The organism is Phaeovulum vinaykumarii, from assembly GCF_900156695.1.
Classification (GTDB): Bacteria; Pseudomonadota; Alphaproteobacteria; order Rhodobacterales; family Rhodobacteraceae; genus Bieblia_A; species Bieblia_A vinaykumarii.
Map to the genome: position 1 here is coordinate 245627 of NZ_FTOM01000004.1, position 19521 is coordinate 265147.

At 69.7% G+C, this 19521-nt stretch carries 20 protein-coding genes and 1 pseudogene; 14 read left to right on the forward strand and 7 right to left on the reverse strand.

Translation table 11 applies throughout. From position 1 onward, the window contains the following. Positions 1-19: 19 nt before the first annotated feature. From phnD to BW949_RS10645, 5 genes are all read left to right on the forward strand, one after another. Positions 20-916 (forward strand): phosphonate ABC transporter substrate-binding protein, encoded by an 897-nt coding sequence (gene phnD, locus BW949_RS10625; protein WP_076365887.1) that lies wholly within the window; start codon positions 20-22, stop codon positions 914-916. 69 nt (positions 917-985) lie between these two features. Continuing rightward, positions 986-1846: a phosphonate ABC transporter, permease protein PhnE gene (phnE, locus tag BW949_RS10630; protein ID WP_076365889.1), complete on the forward strand. Its 861-nt coding sequence runs from the start codon at positions 986-988 to the stop codon at positions 1844-1846. Next, positions 1843-3234 (forward strand): phosphonate ABC transporter, permease protein PhnE, encoded by a 1392-nt coding sequence (phnE, locus tag BW949_RS10635; RefSeq protein ID WP_083947719.1) that lies wholly within the window; start codon positions 1843-1845, stop codon positions 3232-3234. The genes phnE (BW949_RS10630) and phnE (BW949_RS10635) overlap by 4 nt, the downstream gene beginning before the upstream one ends. Before the next feature lie 4 nt (positions 3235-3238). Next, complete coding sequence (locus tag BW949_RS10640; protein ID WP_076365891.1) at positions 3239-3889, forward strand: SDR family NAD(P)-dependent oxidoreductase; 651 nt, start codon at positions 3239-3241, stop codon at positions 3887-3889. A gap of 24 nt (positions 3890-3913) precedes the next feature. Next, positions 3914-4540, forward strand: coding sequence for an LbetaH domain-containing protein (locus BW949_RS10645; protein ID WP_076365893.1), 627 nt, complete (start codon positions 3914-3916; stop codon positions 4538-4540). Positions 4541-4577: 37 nt separating this feature from the next. Here BW949_RS10645 and phnF read toward each other — a convergent pair whose 3' ends face one another. Further along, entirely contained in the window at positions 4578-5324 is a 747-nt protein-coding gene (gene phnF / locus BW949_RS10650; RefSeq protein WP_076365895.1) for a phosphonate metabolism transcriptional regulator PhnF, read from the reverse strand. Between the two features lie 80 nt (positions 5325-5404). On the opposite strand from phnF, the gene phnG reads away from it, so the two are divergent. From phnG to BW949_RS17050, 7 genes are read left to right on the forward strand one after another with little or no spacing between them, the layout of a single operon-like run. Beyond that, entirely contained in the window at positions 5405-5881 is a 477-nt protein-coding gene (phnG, locus tag BW949_RS10655; protein ID WP_076365897.1) for a phosphonate C-P lyase system protein PhnG, read from the forward strand. A gap of 8 nt (positions 5882-5889) precedes the next feature. Further along, positions 5890-6456 (forward strand): phosphonate C-P lyase system protein PhnH, encoded by a 567-nt coding sequence (gene phnH / locus BW949_RS10660; RefSeq protein WP_328585819.1) that lies wholly within the window; start codon positions 5890-5892, stop codon positions 6454-6456. Then, positions 6456-7628 carry a carbon-phosphorus lyase complex subunit gene (locus tag BW949_RS10665; protein WP_076365901.1) on the forward strand — a complete coding sequence of 391 codons (1173 nt, stop codon included), beginning with the start codon at positions 6456-6458 and terminating at the stop codon, positions 7626-7628. The genes phnH and BW949_RS10665 overlap by 1 nt, the downstream gene beginning before the upstream one ends. A 41-nt stretch (positions 7629-7669) precedes the next feature. Continuing rightward, positions 7670-8536: an alpha-D-ribose 1-methylphosphonate 5-phosphate C-P-lyase PhnJ gene (locus BW949_RS10670; protein WP_076365903.1), complete on the forward strand. Its 867-nt coding sequence runs from the start codon at positions 7670-7672 to the stop codon at positions 8534-8536. Beyond that, positions 8533-9288, forward strand: coding sequence for a phosphonate C-P lyase system protein PhnK (gene phnK, locus BW949_RS10675; protein ID WP_076365905.1), 756 nt, complete (start codon positions 8533-8535; stop codon positions 9286-9288). Before BW949_RS10670 ends, phnK begins: the two co-directional genes overlap by 4 nt. A gap of 3 nt (positions 9289-9291) precedes the next feature. Beyond that, entirely contained in the window at positions 9292-9975 is a 684-nt protein-coding gene (gene phnL, locus BW949_RS10680) for a phosphonate C-P lyase system protein PhnL (protein WP_076365907.1), read from the forward strand. Further along, positions 9972-10610 carry a phosphonate metabolism protein/1,5-bisphosphokinase (PRPP-forming) PhnN gene (locus BW949_RS17050; protein WP_159440064.1) on the forward strand — a complete coding sequence of 213 codons (639 nt, stop codon included), beginning with the start codon at positions 9972-9974 and terminating at the stop codon, positions 10608-10610. The genes phnL and BW949_RS17050 overlap by 4 nt, the downstream gene beginning before the upstream one ends. Here BW949_RS17050 and BW949_RS10690 read toward each other — a convergent pair. Next, positions 10592-11287, reverse strand: a complete 696-nt coding sequence (locus tag BW949_RS10690; RefSeq protein ID WP_076365911.1) for a DUF1045 domain-containing protein — start codon at positions 11285-11287, stop codon at positions 10592-10594. The two genes, BW949_RS17050 and BW949_RS10690, sit on opposite strands and share 19 nt — an antisense overlap. A 176-nt stretch (positions 11288-11463) precedes the next feature. Here BW949_RS10690 and BW949_RS10695 point away from each other — a divergent pair, with 176 nt between their 5' ends. Then, entirely contained in the window at positions 11464-12612 is a 1149-nt protein-coding gene (locus tag BW949_RS10695) for an alpha-D-ribose 1-methylphosphonate 5-triphosphate diphosphatase (protein ID WP_076365913.1), read from the forward strand. 317 nt (positions 12613-12929) lie between these two features. Here BW949_RS10695 and BW949_RS10700 read toward each other — a convergent pair whose 3' ends face one another. From BW949_RS10700 to BW949_RS10715, 4 genes are all read right to left on the reverse strand, one after another. Beyond that, positions 12930-13493 (reverse strand): NADPH-dependent FMN reductase, encoded by a 564-nt coding sequence (locus BW949_RS10700; protein WP_076365915.1) that lies wholly within the window; start codon positions 13491-13493, stop codon positions 12930-12932. 208 nt (positions 13494-13701) lie between these two features. After that, positions 13702-15291: an OpgD/OpgG family glucan biosynthesis protein gene (locus BW949_RS10705; RefSeq protein ID WP_097177027.1), complete on the reverse strand. Its 1590-nt coding sequence runs from the start codon at positions 15289-15291 to the stop codon at positions 13702-13704. A gap of 220 nt (positions 15292-15511) precedes the next feature. Then, the gene (locus tag BW949_RS10710; protein WP_076365917.1) at positions 15512-16402 is read right to left on the reverse strand and encodes a universal stress protein; all 891 of its coding nucleotides are present in this window, start codon (positions 16400-16402) and stop codon (positions 15512-15514) included. Between the two features lie 15 nt (positions 16403-16417). Further along, positions 16418-17908 carry a SulP family inorganic anion transporter gene (locus BW949_RS10715; protein ID WP_076365919.1) on the reverse strand — a complete coding sequence of 497 codons (1491 nt, stop codon included), beginning with the start codon at positions 17906-17908 and terminating at the stop codon, positions 16418-16420. Positions 17909-18524: 616 nt separating this feature from the next. Here BW949_RS10715 and BW949_RS17055 point away from each other — a divergent pair. Continuing rightward, on the forward strand, positions 18525-19256 hold the full coding sequence (locus BW949_RS17055) for a class I SAM-dependent methyltransferase (protein ID WP_076365921.1): 732 nt from the start codon (positions 18525-18527) through the stop codon (positions 19254-19256). A 30-nt stretch (positions 19257-19286) separates the two neighbouring features. Here BW949_RS17055 and BW949_RS17380 read toward each other — a convergent pair. Then, positions 19287-19521: pseudogene (locus BW949_RS17380) on the reverse strand (hypothetical protein); the annotation flags it as partial.

Here is a 19521-nt window from a genome sequence, read left to right on the forward strand (position 1 = left end):
CTTCCAACCGGAGACGACCATGAAGACCCTGCTTGCCATCCTGGCCGCCACGACCGCCCTTGCCGGCGCTGCCACCGCCGAAGGGATCACCGAATTCAACATCGGCATCCTGGGCGGCGAGAACGCCCAGGACCGTCTGACCTCGTATTCCTGCCTCCAGACCTATGCCGAGGAAGAGCTGGGCGTTCCGGTCAAGCTGTTCGCCCCGGCCGATTACGACGGCGTGATCCAGGGCCTTCTGGGCGGCACGCTGGACATGGCCTGGCTGGGCGCCTCGGGCTATGCCAAGGTCTATCTGACCGACCCCGACGCCGTGACCCCGGTGCTGGTCAAGGCCAACCTCGACGGCTCGTATGTCTATTATTCGATCGGCATGGCGCGCAAGGACAGCGGCATCGAGAGCCTCGAGGACGCCCGCGGCAAGGTCTTCGGCTTCGGCGATCCCAACTCGACCTCGGGCTATCTGATCCCCTCGGTCGAGATCCCCAAGCTTCTGGGCATGCCGATGGAGGAGTTCTTCGGCGAGGTGAAATTCACCGGCGGGCATGAACAGACCATCGTCGCCGTGGCCAATGGCGACATCGACGCCGGCGTGACCTGGGCCGATGGCCAGGGCGCCTGGGAAGACGGCTACAATTCGGGCGCGCTGCGCAAGGCGGTCGATGCGGGTCTCGTGGACATGAACGACATGGTCGAGATCTGGAAGTCGAAGCCGATCCCGGAAGGCCCGGTCGTGCTGCGCAACGACCTGCCCGAGGACATCAAGACCCGCATGACCGCGCTGGTCGAAGGTCTGAAGGCGCGTGACGCCGAATGCGCCTATGGCGTGGCGGCGGGCGACACCGCGGGCTTCGTGCCGATCACGCACGACTATTACGAGAGCATCATCGAAGTGCGCCGCCAGAAATCGAACTGAGCGCCCCTATCCATGACACCGGCAGGGGCCCCGCGGCCCCTGCCCCGACTTTTCCGAGAAGGCCCGCCGATGGTTGATGCCCCCGCCTCCCTCCACGCGCCCGCGGATTACGCCGCGCTGATGCGGCGCAAGCGCCTCTACAGCGGGGTGATCGTGGTGATCTTCGTGGCGCTGATGGCCTCGGGGTTCCGGCTGGCCGATGCGCGCAACGCCGGCGGTTTCATCGACGGGATCGGCCATGTCTTCGACTTTCCCGCCGAGATCCTGTCCGAAGCGCTGCGCGACTGGCGCAACCTGCCGGGCTTTTTGCTGGAATTCCTGCCCTCGCTGATCGAGACGCTGAACATCGCCGCGGTCTCGACCCTTTTCGGGACGCTGGCGGCGGGGGTGATGGCGCTCTTTTCCACGCGCGGGCTGGCGCTCTGGCCGCGGCTGGTGCCGGTGGTGCGCCGCGCCATGGACGTGATGCGCGCAATCCCCGAGATCGTCGTGGCGCTGGTGCTGATCTATCTTCTGGGCACGGGGCCCGTTCCCGCGATGATCGCCATCACGCTGCATTCGACCGGCGCCCTGGGCAAGCTCTTTTCCGAGGCCGCCGAGAACGCCGATCTCAAACCCGCCGAGGGGCTGGCCTCGACCGGGGCCTCGTGGCTGCAAAGGATGTGGTTCGGGATCGTGCCGCAGGTGGCGCCGAACTGGTCCTCGTATGCGCTGCTGCGCTTCGAGATCAACATCCGCGCCTCGGCCATCCTGGGTTTCGTCGGCTCGGGCGGGATCGGCTATGACCTCAAGACCGCATTGCAATGGGGCCAGGGCAAGTATGACGAGGTGGTGGCCATCTTCGTGCTGCTGTTCCTGACCATCTCGATCGTGGATGCGCTGTCCGACCGCGCCCGCGCCCGCCTGGTTCGCGGAGGACAACCCGCATGAGCACGACCCTGACCCCCGCCGCCGCCGCCCCCGCAGACCCCGCGCTGCGTGCCCGCGTGCATGGCGCCATGACCCGCCGGCGGCGTCTGGCGCTGGCGCTGCCGGTGCTGCTTCTGGCCTATCTGGCCTATGTCTTCGTGGCCTTCGACGTGGCCGGGATCGCATCGCGGGCCCGCCCCGAGAATGCCGCGACCCTGCTCAACGATTTCTGGTCGCACAAGACCCATGTCACCCGCGACAACCGCTCCGACACCTTGCAGGTGGCCATCGAGGGCGAGAACAAGGGCACCTATCCCGACGGCCAGACGCCGGCCTGGGTGCACACCGGCCCGACGTCAGATGGCCCGACCGCAGATGGCACGACAGCGGGCGGCGAGACCGTCATCGACCTGCCCGACGGCAGCCGCATCACCTATGGCCGCGACATCTCGGCCCTGATCGAGCGGCCCGATTTCGGCACGATCCGCGTGGCGCGCGTGGGCCGCGACATCACGCTGGAGCTGCCCCCCGGTGCCGCCCTGCCCGACTGGATCTCGGCCTCGGCGCGCCGGGTCAATGTCACCGGGCCGGGCTGGCGCTTCTCGATGACCAATGCCCGCACCGAGACCTTCCGCTACGCGCCGGGCTGGGAGCTGTTCTTCTTCACCCTCGAAAGCCCCTTCGCCGGGCGCAGCCTGCCCGATCTGGTGGCGCTGGCGCTGTGGGAACCGCGGCTCGATCCGGCACGGCCGAACCTGGCCGGCATGGCGGATGACTTCTGGAACAACCGGATGTGGCGGCATGGCGATGTGGTCTGGGCGCTGGGCGAAACGGTGCTGATGGCGTTCCTGGGCACGATGGGCGCGGGGCTGATTGCGCTGCCGCTGGCGTTCCTGGCGGCGTCGAACTTTGCGCCCGCGCGGCTGATCCGGCTGGCGCTGCGGCGCATGTTCGATTTCTTCCGCGGTGTCGACGGGCTGATCTGGACCGTGATCCTGAGCCGCGCCTTCGGCCCCGGCCCGATGACCGGGGCGCTGGCGATCCTGATGACCGACACCGGCACCTTCGGCAAGACCTTCTCGGAGGCGCTCGAGAACATCGACACCCGCCAGGTCGAGGGTGTGGGCGCGACCGGCGCCAATGCGCTGCAACGCGCGCGCTTCGGGGTGATGCCGCAGGTGGCGCCGGTGATCCTGAGCCAGCTTCTCTATTATCTCGAATCCAACACCCGCTCGGCCACGGTGATCGGGGCGCTGGTGGGCGGCGGCATCGGCCTTCTGCTGACGCAGGCCATCAACACCCAGAAGGATTGGGAGGAGGTCTGCTATTACATCGTGCTGATCGTCGGCATGGTGATGGCGATGGACAGCCTGTCGGGCTGGCTGCGCCGGCGGTTCATCAAGGGCTGAGGCGATGCATCTTCTGGTCACCGGGGTCAACCGAGGGCTTGGCGCAGCGCTGGCGCAGGCGGGGCTGGCGCGCGGCTGGCGTGTCTCGGGCACGCTGCGCCAGGGCACGGCGCCTGCGGGCGTGACCGCCCACCCGCTCGAAATGACCGACTTCGCGGGCCTTTCGGCGCTGGCCGACCGGCTGGGCCCGCTTGATTGCCTGATCGCCAATGCCGGCGTGATCGGCCCCGCCCGGCAAGACCCGCTCGAGATGGATTTCGACGGCTTTCTCGACACGCTGCGCGTCAACACGCTGGCGCCGCTGGCGCTGGTGCAGGCGCTTTTGCCCAACCTGCGGGCGGGGGGCGCGGGGCGGGTGCTGGCGATCTCGTCGGGCATGGCCTGGATGGGCTATCGCAAGGCCGACCGGCTGGCCTATCGCGCCTCGAAAGCTGCGCTGAACAAGGTGATGCAGGGGCTGGCGACCGCGCTCGAGCCCGAGCGCATCCCCGTCGCGGTGATCGATCCGGGCTGGCTGCGCACCGACATGGGCGGGCCGGACGCCGATCTGCCCCCCGAGCCGGTGGCGCGCGACATTCTCGACACGGCCGCCCATCTCGACATGGCCCGCACCGGACAATTCCTGACCGCCCGCGGCACCCCCCGCCCCTTCTGACCCGCCCCATCTGAGGTTTCCGACATGGCGAAACTGTGCTCCTACGCGCCGCTGGTGCATCCCGACTGCGAGATCGTGAACACCACCTTCGGCGGCTGGACCGAGATCGGGCGTGGCTCGCGGCTGCTCAACAGCCATATCGACGATTACGCCTATTGCGACCGCTTCGCCGATATCGCCAATACCCATGTCGGCAAGTTCGCCAATATCGCCGCGATGACCCGGATCGGGCCGACCGACCATCCCTGGCAGAATGCCGCACAGCATCATTTCCTGTATCGCTCGGCCCATTATTTCGACGATGCCGAAGAAGACGCCGCATTCTTCGACCGCCGCGCGGCGCGGCGCACGACGCTGGGGCCCGATTGCTGGATCGGGCATGGCGCCATCATCAAGCCCGAGGTGACCGTGGGTGCGGGCGCGGTGGTGGCGGCGGGCGCCGTGGTCACGCGTGATGTGGCCCCCTTCATGATCGTGGCGGGCTGTCCTGCGCGGCCCCTGCGGATGCGCTTTCCCGAAGCGGTGGCCGAACGGCTTCTGGCGCTGGCCTGGTGGGACTGGGACCACGCCACGCTGCGCGCCCGGCTCGAGGATTTCCGCCGCCTGCCGGCCGAGGCCTTTCTCGAGCGCTACGAGGCCGTCCCAGCCTGAGCGGCGCCCCGGCGCAAGCCCCCCTTCCCCAGGCCGCTCAGAGATCCTCGGGCGCCACCGTCAGCGCCACACGTTCGCCGGCAAACCAGCTGATCCCGTATTCGACCGGCTGGCCCGCGGCGTCGATGTTGATCGCCTCGGTGCGCAGGATCGGCGCGCCTTCGGCCAGCCGTAAAAGCCCCGCCCGCGGCCCCTGCGCCAGCTTGGCGGTGACGCGGGTCGAGGCGCGGGTGAAATCGCGCAAGCCCGCCTCGGCCAGCGCCAGGCTGACCGAGGCATGGCGTTCAAGCGCGGCGGGCAGGTCGGGAAAGCGCGCCGCCGGAAAAATGGACCGGAAATGGCAGATCGGCAGATCATCGGCCATCGAGACGCCCTCGAAGACATGCACCCGGTCGCACCGGTCGCAGCCCAGCGCGCGGGCCTCGTCGGGGGCGGCGGGCCGGGTCTCGATGCGCAGCACCTTGCGCGAAGGCGTGCGCCCCGAAGCGGCGATATTGGCATGGAACCGCACCCGCCGGCCCAGCGCGTAATCGGCCGGGGGGGCGACGGCGACAAAGACCCCCGCGCCGCGCCGCGAGAAGGTCAGCCCCTCGGCCGCCAGCGCCGACAGCGCATGGCGCACCGTATGCCGGTTGACCCCGAAACGCGCCGCAAGCGCCGCCTCCGAGGGCAGCCGCGCGCCGGGCGGATAGAGGCCCTGCCCGATCTCGTCGCGCAGCACGCGGGCGATGGTCTGCCAGACGGGAACGCGGCCGGGGGCCCGGACACCGGGGGAGACTGTCATGGAAGTTTCGTTTGCCCGAAGCTGCAATACAGGTTACTTGTCTAGTTGTATAGTAAACTAGACAAGTCGGCAAGATGTCCATGTCGCCCTCTCTCGACGCGCCCCAAGGCGCACCACCACCGGCTGCGGCCCCCTCCGACCGTCAGGCCTGGATGGGGCTGCTGGCGCGGGCCTGCCCGGCCCGGCTGGCCGCGCTCTGCCCCGACCTGCCGCCCTTCGACTGGCTGCGCCCGCCCGAGATCGGCGCGGTGATGGTGCGCGGGCGGATGGGGGCCACGGGCGCGCCCTTCAACCTGGGCGAGATGAGCGTGACGCGCTGTGCGCTGCGCCTTGAGGACGGGATGGTGGGCCATGCCTATGTGCAGGGCCGCGACCGCGACCACGCGACCCGCGCCGCGGTGCTGGATGCGCTGATGCAGGGCCCCCGGGCGCCCGATCTCGACCGCGCCGTGCTGGCGCCCCTGCGCCGCGACGAGGCCGCCCGTCTCGAGGCCCGCGCGGCCCGCGCCGCGGCGACCAAGGTCGAATTCTTCACGATGGTCCGGGGGGAGGATTGATGCAGGCGATGGCTGATCTTTCGGGGGGCTTTTCCGCGCCCAGCGTGGATGCCGCCCATGCGTTCCGTGCCGCGCTCGAGGCCCTGGCGCGCCCTGGCAGCGTGCAGGATCTGCGCGGCGCCACGCCGCCTGCGCCGCTGTCGGTGGCGGCCGGCACGCTGCTTCTGACGCTGGCTGACAGCGCAACCCCCCTTCACCTGGCCGGCGCGGCCGATTGCGATGCGGTGCGCGGCTGGCTGGCCTTTCATTGCGGCGCGCCCCTCGTCGGGCCCGAAGCCGCCATGCTGGCGGTGGGCCGTTGGGAAGATCTGGGCCCGCTGTCGGCCTATCCCCGCGGCACGCCCGATTACCCCGACCGCTCGGCCACGCTGATCGTGGAATGCGATGCTCTGGACGGGCCCGCCAACGCGACGCTGAGCGGGCCGGGGATCGAGACGCGCGCCACCGCCCCCCTGCCCGATCTGGCCACGCTGGCGGAAAACCACGCGCTCTATCCGCTGGGGCTGGATTTCTTCTTCACCGCCGGCGCCCGCGTGATGGGCCTGCCGCGCAGCACCCGGACGGAGGCGCTCTGATGTATGTGGCGACGAAGGGCGGCGAACGCGCGATCGAGGCGGCGCATGCCTGGCTGGCCGAGGAACGCCGCGGCGATCCGGCGGTGCCCGAGCTGAGCGTGGCGCAGATCCGCGAACAGATGAGCCTGGCGGTCAACCGGGTGATGGCAGAGGGCTCGCTCCACGATCCCGATCTGGCCGCGCTGGCGATCAAGCAGGCCCGCGGCGACCTGATCGAGGCGATCTTCCTGATCCGCGCCTATCGCACGACGCTGCCGCGCTTTGGCGCCTCGGTGCCGGTGGACACCGCGCGCATGGCGATCGACCGGCGCATCTCGGCCACGTTCAAGGATGTGCCGGGCGGGCAGGTGCTGGGGCCGACCTTCGATTATTCGCACCGCCTGCTGGATTTCGCGCTGATGGCCGAGGGCGCGCCCCCGCCCGCGCCCACGCGCGACCCCGAAACCGCCAACACCGCCGCCCCCGCACCGCACGTTCTGGCGCTTCTGGACCGCGACGGGCTGATGGAGCCGCAGACCGACGGCGCCGAGACGCCGCCCGACCTGACGCGCAGCCCGCTCGAGATGCCGGCCGAACGCGCGCTGCGGCTTCAGGCGCTGGCGCGCGGCGACGAGGGGTTCATCCTGGGGCTGGCCTATTCGACCCAGCGCGGCTACGGCCGCACGCATGCCTTCGTGGGAGAACTGCGCATCGGGCGCTGCATCGTCGAGATGGAGATCCCCGAGCTGGGCTTTGCCGTCGGCATCGGCGAGATCGAGCTGACCGAATGCGAGACGGTCAACCAGTTCACCGGCTCGAAGACGGAGCCGGCGCAATTCACCCGCGGTTATGGGCTGGTGCCCGGCCAGTCCGAGCGCAAGGCCATCGCCATGAGCCTGGTCGACCGCGCGCTGCGCTGGGAGGAACTGGGCGAGGACAACACCGGCGCCCCGGCGCAGGACGCCGAATTCGTGCTGTCACATTGCGACAACATCCAGGCGACGGGGTTTCTGGAGCATATCAAGCTGCCCCATTACGTCGATTTCCAGTCCGAGCTGGAGCTGATCCGGCGCCTGCGCCGCGAGGCCGTCGCCGCGGCGCCGCAATCGGCTGCGCCAGCCGCCCACTCCGCGCCTGCCCCCTCCTCCTCGCCTGCCCCGTCGTCACCTGCAAAGGGGGAGGCCGCCGAATGACCGCCCGCGCGACCCGAAAGGCCCGCCCCGAAAGGCCCGCCATGTCTGAGGACTACAACTTCGCCTATCTCGACGAGGACACCAAGCGGATGATCCGCCGCGCGCTCCTCAAGGGGATTGCCATTCCCGGCTACCAGGTTCCCTTCGCCTCGCGCGAGATGCCGATGCCCTATGGCTGGGGCACGGGCGGCGTGCAGGTGACAGCCGCCTGTCTGGTGCCCGAGGACCGGCTCAAGGTCATCGACCAGGGCGCCGACGACACCACCAACGCGGTCTCGATCCGGCGCTTCTTCGAGCGCACCGCGGGCGTTGCGACCACCACCCGCACCCGCGAGGCGACCCTGATCCAGACCCGCCACCGCATCCCCGAAGAGCCCCTGCGCGAAGGCCAGATCCTGGTCTATCAGGTGCCGATCCCGGAACCCTTGCGCTTTCTCGAACCGCGCGAAAGCGAGACGCGGCGGATGCATGCGCTGGAAGATTACGGGCTGATGCATGTGAAGCTTTATGAGGACATCGCCCGCCACGGCGAGATCGCCACCTCCTATGCCTATCCGGTGCGGGTTGCGGGACGCCATGTCATGGACCCGAGCCCGATCCCCAAGTTCGACAACCCCAAGCTGTCCGGCAATGCCGCGATCCAGCTTTTCGGGGCGGGGCGCGAACAGCGCATCTATGCCGTGCCGCCCTGGACGCAGGTGGTCAGCCTCGATTTCGAGGACCACCCCTTCACCCCCAGCAAGGCCGATGCCGCCTGCGATCTGTGCGGGGCGGCGGGCTCCTATCTTGACGAGGTCATCACCGATGACGCGGGCAGCCGGATGTTCGTCTGCTCGGACACCGATTACTGCACCACGCGCCAGGCCGAGGGCCACCGCGGGCGCCTCAACCGCGAGGAGGTCGCATGAGCCCGCTGCTGCGTGTCGAGTCCTTGGGAAAAAGCTATGGCGCGCGGCTGGGCTGCGCCGAGGTCAGCTTTGATCTGTGGCCCGGCGAGGTGCTGGGCATCGTCGGGGAAAGCGGGTCGGGCAAGTCCACGCTGCTGGGCTGTCTGGCCGGGCACCTTGCGGCCGACAGCGGGCGCATCCTCTATCGCGGGCGCGACACCCGCGCCATGTCCGAACCCGAACGCCGGATGCTGGCGCGCACCGAATGGGCCTTTGTGCACCAGAACCCGCGCGACGGGCTGCGCATGGGGGTGTCGGCGGGCGGCAATGTCGGCGAACGGCTGATGGCGGTGGGCGCGCGCAACTATGGCCAGATCCGCGCCGCCGCGACCGACTGGCTGGGCCGCGTCGAGATCGCGGCCACGCGCATCGACGACCGGCCGCGGCAATTCTCGGGGGGGATGCAACAGCGCCTCCAGATCGCGCGCAACCTCGTCACCGGGCCGCGGCTGGTGTTCATGGACGAACCGACCGGGGGTCTTGACGTCAGCGTGCAGGCGCGGCTGCTGGATCTTCTGCGCGGGCTCGTGCGCGACATGGGCCTGTCGGTGGTGATCGTCACCCACGATCTGGCGGTGGCGCGGCTTCTGGCCGACCGGCTGATGGTGATGAAGGACGGCCATGTCATCGAACAGGGGCTGACGGATCAGGTGCTGGACGATCCCCAGGCCGCCTATACGCAGCTTCTCGTGTCCTCCGTGTTGCAGGTCTGAGCCATGATCGAGATCGAGAACCTTTCCAAGAGCTTCACCCTGCACAACCAGGGCGGCGCGGTGATTGCGGTGCTGCGCGATGCGCATCTGCGGGTGCTGCCGGGCGAATGCGTGGCGCTGACCGGGCAATCGGGGTCGGGCAAATCCACGCTGATGCGGATGATCTGGGGCAATTATCTGGCCGATGCGGGCATGATCCGGGTGGCGGGCGTCGACATCACCGCCGCCCCCCCGCGCGAGATCATCCGCCTGCGCCGCGAGACGCTGGGCTATGTCAGCCAGTTCCTGCGCGTGGTGCCCCGCGTGCCCACGGTGCAGGTGGTGGCCGAGCCGCTGCTGGCGCTGGGCATCGCCCCCGACGAGGCCCAGAGCCGCGCCGAGGCCATGCTGGCCCGGCTCAACATCCCGCGCCGGCTGTGGGGGCTGTCGCCCACCACCTTCTCGGGGGGCGAGCAGCAGCGCGTCAACATCGCACGCGGCTTCGTGCATCCCTTCCCGGTGCTGCTGCTCGATGAACCGACCGCCTCGCTCGATGCGCGCAACCGCGCCGTGGTGCTGGAGCTGATCGCCGAGGCCCGTGCCCGCGGCGCCGCGATCGTGGGCATCTTCCACGACGAGGAGGCCCGCGCCGCGATCTGCGACCGCGAGATCGACGTGACCGGCTTCACCCCGGCGCGGGCGGCATGAGCACGCAGCGCCCTGCCCCCCCCGGCCGCGTGGTCGTGGTGGTCGGCCCTTCGGGGGCGGGCAAGGATCTGCTGATGGCGGGGCTCTGCGCCGCCCACCCCGAAATCCACCGCGCGCGCCGCACCATCTCGCGCCCGCCCGCACCCGGCTCCGAAAGCTTCGAGAGCGTCACCCCCGAGGCCTTTGCCCGCGCCCGCGCCGAGGGCGCCTTCGTGCTGGACTGGCAAGCACATGGGCTGTGCTACGGGCTGCGCGCGCGCGAATTCGCGCCGCTGGACACGGGGCGCATGGTTCTTTTCAACGGCGCGCGCCGGGCTCTGGCGGCGGCGGCGGCGCGCTTTCCCACGCTTGAGATCGTGTCGATCCGCGTGCCGCAGGCGGTGCTGGCGGCCCGGCTGGAAGCGCGCGGACGCGAGACCCCGGACGTGATCGCCCGGCGGCTGGCGCAGGCGGCGCTGCCGCTGCCGCAGGGGCTGCCCCCGGACCTGCGCCTGCACGAGGTGATCAACGACGCCAGCCCCGCCGAGGGCATCGCCCGGCTGGAAGCGGCGCTTTTCGGGCCCGCCCCTGCCCCGGCCCCCGCCCCGACCGCGCCCCCCGCCACGTCGGGCGGGTCTCAGCCGCGCAACGGATAACGGTCGAGAAGATGGAACCGGCCCGCGTCATCCTCGGCACAAAGACACAGATCCGCCACCGCGAAGGGCTGGGCGAGATGGGGCGCGAAATGCGCCGCGGCCACATGGCGCACCGCCTCGACCTCGGCCGGGTCCAGATCGCCCGTCAGCGTCAGATGGGGGCGGAATTCCTCCATCACCCACGGATAGCCGAAGCGGTCGAGATAATCGCGCTGGCGCGGGCTGAGCGCGGCCGGGTTGCGCCGGGCGATCTCGTCGCCGGTCGCGGGCGCGCGGAACATGTCGAGACCGGCCACCACCTCGGCGCCCAGCGCGATCAGATCGGCCGCGCCCGCGCCCCGGGGCCGCAGCGCCAGGAAGCGCCCGCCCATCAGATCGAGCGACAACTCAAGGCCTTCGACCGGCGCCAGATGGCAGGCCAGCGCGCTCGTGGCTTCGGCCAGGTCGTCGGCGCAGAGATCGGGCGCCAACCGGAAGGGCGCCTTGAGCGTGGCGTGAAACCCGTAGCGGCGCGGCGTGCGCGTCAGATCGCGCAGCGGACGCGGCAGGCCCGGCAGATCGGGGGGACACCGTTCGGCCCCGGTGGCCGGATCCCAGCCCAGCCAGTCCGCGGCCACCTCGGCCAGCGCGCCGGGACGCGGCGCGGCATAGATCGCGTATCGACGAAAATGCATCATGACGCCCCCTTGGCATGCGCGTGTCACACTGATGTGACACTGGCCTGTCAGGACCGCGCACGCAATCGCCCCTGGGGGCCGCGCGCAGGCCCCACCCCGTGTTTCCCCGCCCCGTGTTTCCCCCACCCCGTGTTCTGCCCGACCGCCCCGCCCGAAAGACCCGCCCGGAGAGAGAGATGACCGAGACAATCCTTGCCCATGCCCGCCTGGTCCTGCCCGATGAGGTCGCCACCGGCAGCCTTGTGCTGCGCGACGGGCTGATCGCCGAGATCGACACCGGCACCGGGGCGCGGGTGCCGGCCGGCGCGCTCGATTGCGGGGGCGATCTGGTGATGCCGGGGCTGATCGAGTTGCACACCGACAACCTTGAACGCCATCTCGAGCCGCGTCCGCGCGTCGACTGGCCCCATGCCGCGGCGATCATCGCCCATGACGCCGAGCTGTGCTCGGTCGGGATCACCACCGTCTTCGACGCGCTGCGGGTGGGCTCGGTCGTGTCGAACGCGCGCGCCAATTACGGCGAATATGCCCGCAGGATGGCCGACGAGATCCTGGACATGCGCGCCCGCGCGGCGCTGCGCATCAGCCATTACCTGCATCTGCGCGCCGAGACCTGTTCCGAGACGCTGATCGACGAGCTGGCGAAATTCGGCCCCGCGGACCGGGTGGGGATCGTGTCGATCATGGACCACACCCCCGGCGCGCGGCAATTCCGCGACATCTCGAAGCTGCGCGACTATGTCTGCGGCAAGCATGGCCTGTCGGAGGCCGAATTCGAGACCCATGTCGCCGATCAGGTCGCCCTGCGCGACCGGCTGGGCGCGCAGCACGAGGCCGCGACCGTGGCCGCGGCGGCGCGGCTGGGGGCGGTCCTGGCCAGCCATGACGACACCACCGCCGAACAGGTGGCGCAATCGGCCCGCCACGGTGTCCATTTCGCCGAATTCCCCACCACGGCCGAAGCCGCCGCCGCCTGTCACGCGCAGTCCATCGCGGTGATGATGGGGGCGCCGAACCTGATCCGGGGGGGCTCGCATTCGGGGAACGTGGCCGCGCAGGAGCTGGCCGAACGCGGGCTTCTCGATATCCTGTCGTCGGATTACGTGCCCTCGGCGCTGCTGTCGGGGGCGCTTCTTCTGGGCGATCTGTGGCAGGACACGGCGCGCGGCATCCGCTGCGTGACCGCCGCCCCCGCCGCCGCCGTGGGCCTGGCCGATCGCGGCCGGCTTGCGGTGGGGCTGCGCGCCGACGTGATCCGGGTCAGCCGGATCAACGGCGCCGGCGCGGTGCGTGGCGTCTGGGTCAAGGGCCAGCGCGTGGGCTGAGCGCGCGCCCGGACCCCGCGACACCGCTCCAGGCGCGCGGGCCGAGGCGAGGACAGACAGGCGCAAGACGCGGGGCTTCCCGGCGGCAACGCCGCACGCGCGGGCCGAGGCGCGGCGCCTACCGGACGGAGCTGGGCCGGGCACGCCAATCCCCGCCCCTGCGCGCGCTCAGGCGGCCCCTTGCCGTGGCGGTGTCGGCCCGCCCGCCACCGCCCCCGCACGCTTGGACTGAAAGCGCGGCGCCTGCCCCTGCGCCTCGGGTCATGCCCCCCGGTGAGCCTTGTGCGGGTAGCCCTCTCTCGGGGGCGCCTGCGGGATCAGTCGCGCCCGTGACGCGCCACCCAGGCCGCAAAGGCGGTGATGATCTTGCTCAGGAAGGCGCTGGTGTCTTCGGATTTCACCCGGCCCGCATCATCGAACAGCCCCCACAGCCCGCCGATATAGGCCTCGGGCTGCTGCATCGCCGGCATGTCGAGAAAGACCAGGCTCTGGCGCAGCTGGTGGTTGGCGCCAAAGCCCCCGATCCCGCCCGGCGAGCCGGTGACGATGGCCGCGGGCTTGCCGGCCCAGACGCTGTGTCCCATCGGCCGCGAGCCCACGTCGAGCGCGTTCTTGATGGCCGCGGGAAGCCCGCGGTTGTATTCGGGGGTCACGAACAGCACGCCCTCGGCATCGGCCATCTGGGCGCGGAACCGGGTCCAGGCGGCGGGCGGCGTGTCCTCGTCAAGGTCGGGATCAAAGAGCGGAAGATCGCCGATCTCGACGAAGCGGAAGGACAGGCTGTCAGGCGCGCGCGCGACCAGCGCCTCGGCCAGCTTGCGGTTGAAGGAGCCCTTGCGCAGGCTGCCCACCAGAACGGCAATCTCGTGAACCTTTGTCATGATGACCCTCTTGTCTTGCATCGGCCGCACGGGCGCGGCGCCTGAGGCTTCATCTAGAGCCCGCGGCGCGACTTTCGACGCCCGCCATCGGTTGGCCGCCCTGAGCGAAACGCAAGAGAACGCGCGCGACTATTGCCCCCCGGGAAGGGGGGCGCCACGGGCGGACGGTGCCGCAGGGCGCGCGCGTGCCTAGAACGCCAGAGGCGGCCTAGCGCAAACGGTTGATCTGGTCGGGGTGGATCTGGCCCAGCCAGGTCTCGGTCAGCGGAGCGCCGTCGCGCGCGAGATAGGCGCGCAGATCCACCGTCTCGGTGCCCGGCGCGGCACGCAGATCGAAGAAGAACCGCCAGCGGTCCGTGCCCACGACCGGCAGCACGAAGGGGTTGAGGATCTCGACGCCCTCGGGGGCCGAAAGCTCGGGCGTGACCCCGTCGCCATGCCCCAGCCCCGCCAGCGCCGGCCCTTCGAAATCGACGACCACCTTGATCACGTCGCGCGGGCGCGGCTGGCCGGGCACGCCGCCATTGCCGACCCAGGTTGCCACGGTCCGCGCCAGCGTCATCTCGACGGGGGGCCGGTCGGTCCAGTGCAGCCGATAGGCAAAATCCATCTGCCCCCCGGCCTGCGGCGCCGCGGCCGGGTTCCAGAACGCGACGATATTGTCGAAGATCTCGTCGTCGGTCGGGATCTCGATCAGCTGGATCGCGCCCGCCCCCCAATCGGACAGCGGCTCGACCCAGACCGCGGGACGCTTGTCGTAGAAGACGCCGTCGTCCTGATAATGGTCGAAGTCGCGGTCGCGCTGGACCAGACCGAAGCCGCGCGGGCCATGGTCGAGATAGCTCGAAGTGACGACGCGTTCGGGGTTGTTGAGCGGGCGCCAGATATGCTCGCCCGCCCCGGTGTGGATCATCAGCCCGTCGGTGTCATGCACCTCGGGGCGCCAGTCCGAGGACTGGAAACGGTTGCTTTCCGAATACCAGAACATCGAGGTGAGCGGCGCCACCCCCAGCCGCTCGACCGGCGCGCGGAAGAAGAGCCGGCTGTCGATGTCCATCACCTGGCCCCGGCCGGGGCTGTCGCGCATGACCATCCGATAGGCGCCGGTCATCGACGGCCCGTCCAGCAGCGCGTTGACGATCAGGCCGCCCTCGGGGGCCGGTTCCAGGTAGAATTCGGTGAAGCGGGGGAATTCCTCGGGCTTTGACAGCCCGGTGTCGAGCGCGATCCCCCGCGCCGAGAGCCCGTATTGGCGCAACGCCCCGTCCGAGCGGAAATAGGCCGCCCCCAGGAACGAAGCCCAGTCGCTGCGCATGTCAGGCCGCATCAGCCGGAAGCCGGCAAAGCCTGCATCAGCGGCCAGATCGCGGCCGGGGCTGTCCTCGGGCATGTCGAAATAGTCGCGCGTGTAGAGCACCTCGCGCGCGCGGCCCTGATCGACGGCGAAGATGCGCACGGGCTGGCGAAAATAGGTGCCCAGATGGAAGAACTGGACCGGCACGTCGCCCAGGGTCAGGCTGGCCTCGGGGCGGAAACGGATCTTCCAGTGCGCGTCATAGTCGATCTGCGCAAGGACGTCGGGCTGGTGCACCGGCGTCGGCTGAAAGGGCGCGGCCGCCAGATCCGCGGCGCGCGCGGTCAGGATGTCGAAGCTGAAGGCCGCCGGCGCGCCCAGCGCCGGGGTGGCAGGCTGTGCGGCGGAACCGGCGGCGGGAACGGCCGCCTCCTGGGCGGGGACAGGCAGCGCAAGCGACAGGGCCGTCACGGCCCCCAGGCAGAGCAGACGCGAAAAGAACACGGGGGGACAAGCTCCATCAAGGGCCCCGCCAGGGGGCGGCGTCTTGCGTGCATGAAAGGGAATCGGGCGCAAATCAAGCGTCCCGAGAGCGCGCCCGCGCGTCACCGCCCGCTGAGCGGCGCGCGCGCGGAAATCCGCCCGTCTGACGCCCCCGCCGACGCCCCCCGCCCCTGCGCCCCCGTAGCGCGCGCCCCCCCGCAGCGCGCGCGCCAGGGCGCGATCAGCGCACCAGAAGAACCGGCGCGCGGCAGGTGCGGATCATCTCGGAGGTGGTCGAGCCCACGATCATCGTGCGCAGCCGCGAATGGCCATAGGCGCCCATCACCAACAGATCGAAGCCTTCCTCCTGCTCGATCCTGCCCAGCACCGCCGCCGGCTGGCCCGGCAGGATCGCGGTTTCGGCCTCGATGCCGGCCGCGCGCAGAAGCGCTGCGGCATCGGCCAGGCTGCGTTTGGCCTCGGGGGTGTCGGGGCCGATGCTGACCAGCCGCACCTCGAGCCCGGCGAACATCGGGCTGCGGGCCATGAAATCCACCGCCCGCATGGCCGAGGGACCGCCGTCCCAGGCCACCAGCACCCGCACGATCGGCCGGAACGCGCGCGAGGCCACGAAGACCGGCTTGTGGCTGGCGCGCACGATCCGTTCAAGGTTCTGGCCCAGCGCACGTTGCGGTTTCTCGGCGGTCTCGCCGCGCTTGCCGATCAGCACCATCGCGGCGGCCAGATCCTGTTCGCCCACCGTCTCGGCAATGTCGCCATGGCGCAGATGCGGCGTGACGGCGGCCACGCCCGCGGCGCGGATCGCATCGACCGCATCGTCGAGAATGGCGCGCCCGCGATGCGCCATCAGCTTGGCGCGCTGTTCGTCAAGCCCGGCCAGTTCTTCCATCAGCGCGGTGCGCGCGCCCAGCCGGATCGAGCCCGACAGGTCGGCCTTGGCCGCCCCCTCGCGCGGGCCCAGCACATGGATCAGATCGACCGCAGCGCGGGTGCGCTCGGCGATCCATGCGGCATGCTGGCAGACGCTGTGCGAATAGATCGAGCCGTCGACGAAGGCGATGATCGTGTCGGTCGTGGGGATCGTGTCGGTCGTGGGGATCGTGTCGGTCATGGGTCTTCCCCCGTCTCAATGGTCGTTCAGCGGATCGAGCGCGCCGGGCTTGTCATGGACGGCCAGCTTGTCGACGATGGTCTCGGAAGCGGCGTTGAGCCCGATGACCTCGACCTCGGCGCCGTCCCTGCGGAACTTCAACACGGCCATGTCCAGCGCCGCAACCGACGAAATGTCCCAGATGTGGGCGTGGCTCACGTCGATCACCACGCGCTCGAGCGCCTCGCGGAAGTCAAAGGCCTTCATGAAATCCTCGACGCTGGCGAAGAACAGCTGGCCCTCGACGCGATAGGTGCGCATCCGCCCGTCGGGCGACAACGTCGAGGTGACGCGGAAGAGCTGGGCGATCTTGGCGGCGAAGAAGATCCCCGACAAAAGCACCCCCAGCACCACGCCGATGGCCAGGTTATGGGTCCAGACCACCGCCGCCACCACCGAGACCATGACGATCGAGCTGGAGGCGGGATGGCTGCGCAGCGCCTTGACCGAGGACCACGAGAAGGTGCCGATCGAGACCATGATCATGATCGCCACCAGCGCCGCCATCGGGATCTGCGCCACCCAATCGCCCGCCACGACGCAGAAGAACAAAAGCATCGCGCCCGCGGTGAAGGTGGACAGCCGCCCGCGCCCGCCCGATTTCACGTTGATCATGGATTGCCCGATCATGGCGCAGCCCGCCATGCCGCCGATGAAGCCGGTCGCGGTATTGGCGATGCCCTGGCCGATGCATTCCTGATTGCGGTCCGAGGCGGTGTCGGTCAGGTCGTCGACGATCTGCTGGGTCATCAGGCTCTCGAGCAGGCCCACCACCGCCACGGCGACCGAATAGGGAAAGATGATCTGCAACGTCTCGAGGTTGAGCGGGATGTCGGGCAGCAGGAACACCGGCAGCGTGTCGGGCAGCGCGCCCATGTCGCCCACGGTGCGCACGTCCCAGCCAAAGCCCAGCGTCAGCGCGGTCAGCACGATGATCGTGACCAGCGGCGAGGGCACGGCACGGGTGATCCTGGGAAACAGGTAGATGATCGCCAGCCCGCCCGCGACCAGCGCATAGGTCAGCCAGGTGACGTTGCGCGGGTCCAGCTCGGGCAGCTGCGCCATGAAGATCAGGATCGCCAGCGCATTGACGAACCCCGTCATCACCGAGCGCGAGACAAAGCGCATAACCTGCCCCAGCTTCACCAGACCCGCCCCGATCTGCAAGAGCCCCGCCAGGATCGTGGCCGCCAGCAGATATTGCAGCCCGTGGTCGCGCACCAGCGTGACCATCAGCACCGCGGTGGCCGCCGTCGCCGCCGAGATCATGCCGGGCCGGCCGCCGACGATCGCGGTGATCACGGCGATCGAGAAACTGGCATAGAGCCCCACCTTGGGATCGACGCCGGCGATGATCGAAAAGGCGATGGCCTCGGGGATCAGGGCCAGCGCCACGACCAGCCCCGAAAGGACATCGCCGCGGATATTGCCCAGCCATTGGCCGCGATAGGCTGAAAGTGTCGTCATGGGGAAAACCTCGTCGGGGAAGTGCGGGCGCGCGCGGCCCGATCCGGGGTGGGGTCTGGCAACGGCCCCCGCGCCGCCCGCCCCAGGCCATGCGCGGCAAGCCGGGGCCAGGCACGACAAGGACAGGCAAGACAAGGACAGGCACGGCACAGACGGGCACGGCACGGGCGGGGCCGAAACGGGGGCGGAACCGCGCGCCCCGACCCGAGCCGGGGCGCGCGGTCCGCGTTCTGCCCCTGCCCTTAACGGCCGCCGCCGCGATTGCCAAGGCCGCCCCCCCCCCGATCCCCGCGCACACCCTTCCCCTGCGGCCCGATTGCCGCCAAACCGGGCAGCCCGCGCGGCCATTGCCCGACGTCAGCGCCGCAAGCGGCCCCCCGCCCCCTGCCCGATTGCCCCGCCCGCATCCAGCGCCCGAATCCACCACCCGACGGCCGGACCTTGCGCGGTGCACCTGCGCCAGAATGCCCCTGAAGGGAGGCGGTCTTGTGCCATTGCATCCGCGCCGCATTCATGGACCCCCCAAGACTGCCGCACCTGGGGCCCTGGCGCCGGGCGCGACCGTCGCGCCGGACCGCGACCAAAGTGCACGACAACAGGCCATGGGAGAGGCGGCATGACCCGGATCTTGACCCAATATCTGGCGCGCTACAGCAAGGTGAAGGGCTTCCTGAGCCGCGAGAATGCGCTGGTGTGGGACTTCTTCCTGCGCCATCAGACCGCCGAAGGCCTCCACGGCAATCTGATGGAGCTTGGCGTCTTCCACGGCCAGTCGAGCGCGCTTCTGGCCATGCATGCCGCACCGACGGAAACCGCGGTCTTCATCGACCTCAATGTGCCCGACGAGGTGCGCGGCTTTCTCCAGGCCGAATGCGCCGGGCGCACGGTCTGCCTGTCGACGTCCACGACCAGCATCCGCTCGGCGGCCGATCTGCCCGACGTTCCCGATCTGTTTCGCTTCATCCATATCGACGGCGAGCATACGGGCACGGCATTCACCCATGACCTGACGCTGGCCGACAGCCTGCTCGACCCCTGCGGGATCATCTGCATCGACGATTTCTTCAGCCCGCGCTATCCCCAGATCACGGATGCGCTGTTTCGCTATCTGGTCGCGCATCCCTATCGGCTGTCGCTGGTTCTGGTGGGGCTGAACAAGGGCTATCTGGTGCGCCCGCTGGCCGCGCGCGGCTATCTGCGCCCGATCGCCGAAAAGCTGATGCCCGAACTGCGCAACCACGGCACCGACTGGCTCGAGCTGCACAAGACCACCTACCCCGACGAAATGAACTGTTTCGGTCTGCAACCCCGGTATGAGCATGACCGGCTCTGTTGCAAAATCGGGTGATTGGCAGGCTTTCCCTTTCCGCAGGCAGACTTATCCCACGGCCTCAGTGACAGGGATGCCGAGCGCGGTGTAGCCGTTCAGGATGGCGATGCGGACCTGAAGCTCTGCGACCTGTCGGTCGAAGTCCCGCGCCATGAGCCGCTGGCCCAGCAGTTTGACACAATGCATCTTGAACCGCGCCGGTTTTGCCGGAGGCTCCAACTCTTGAGTAGGATGGAGCATCATGAGCAAGACCACGAACAAGTTTTCCCCTGATGTGCGCGAG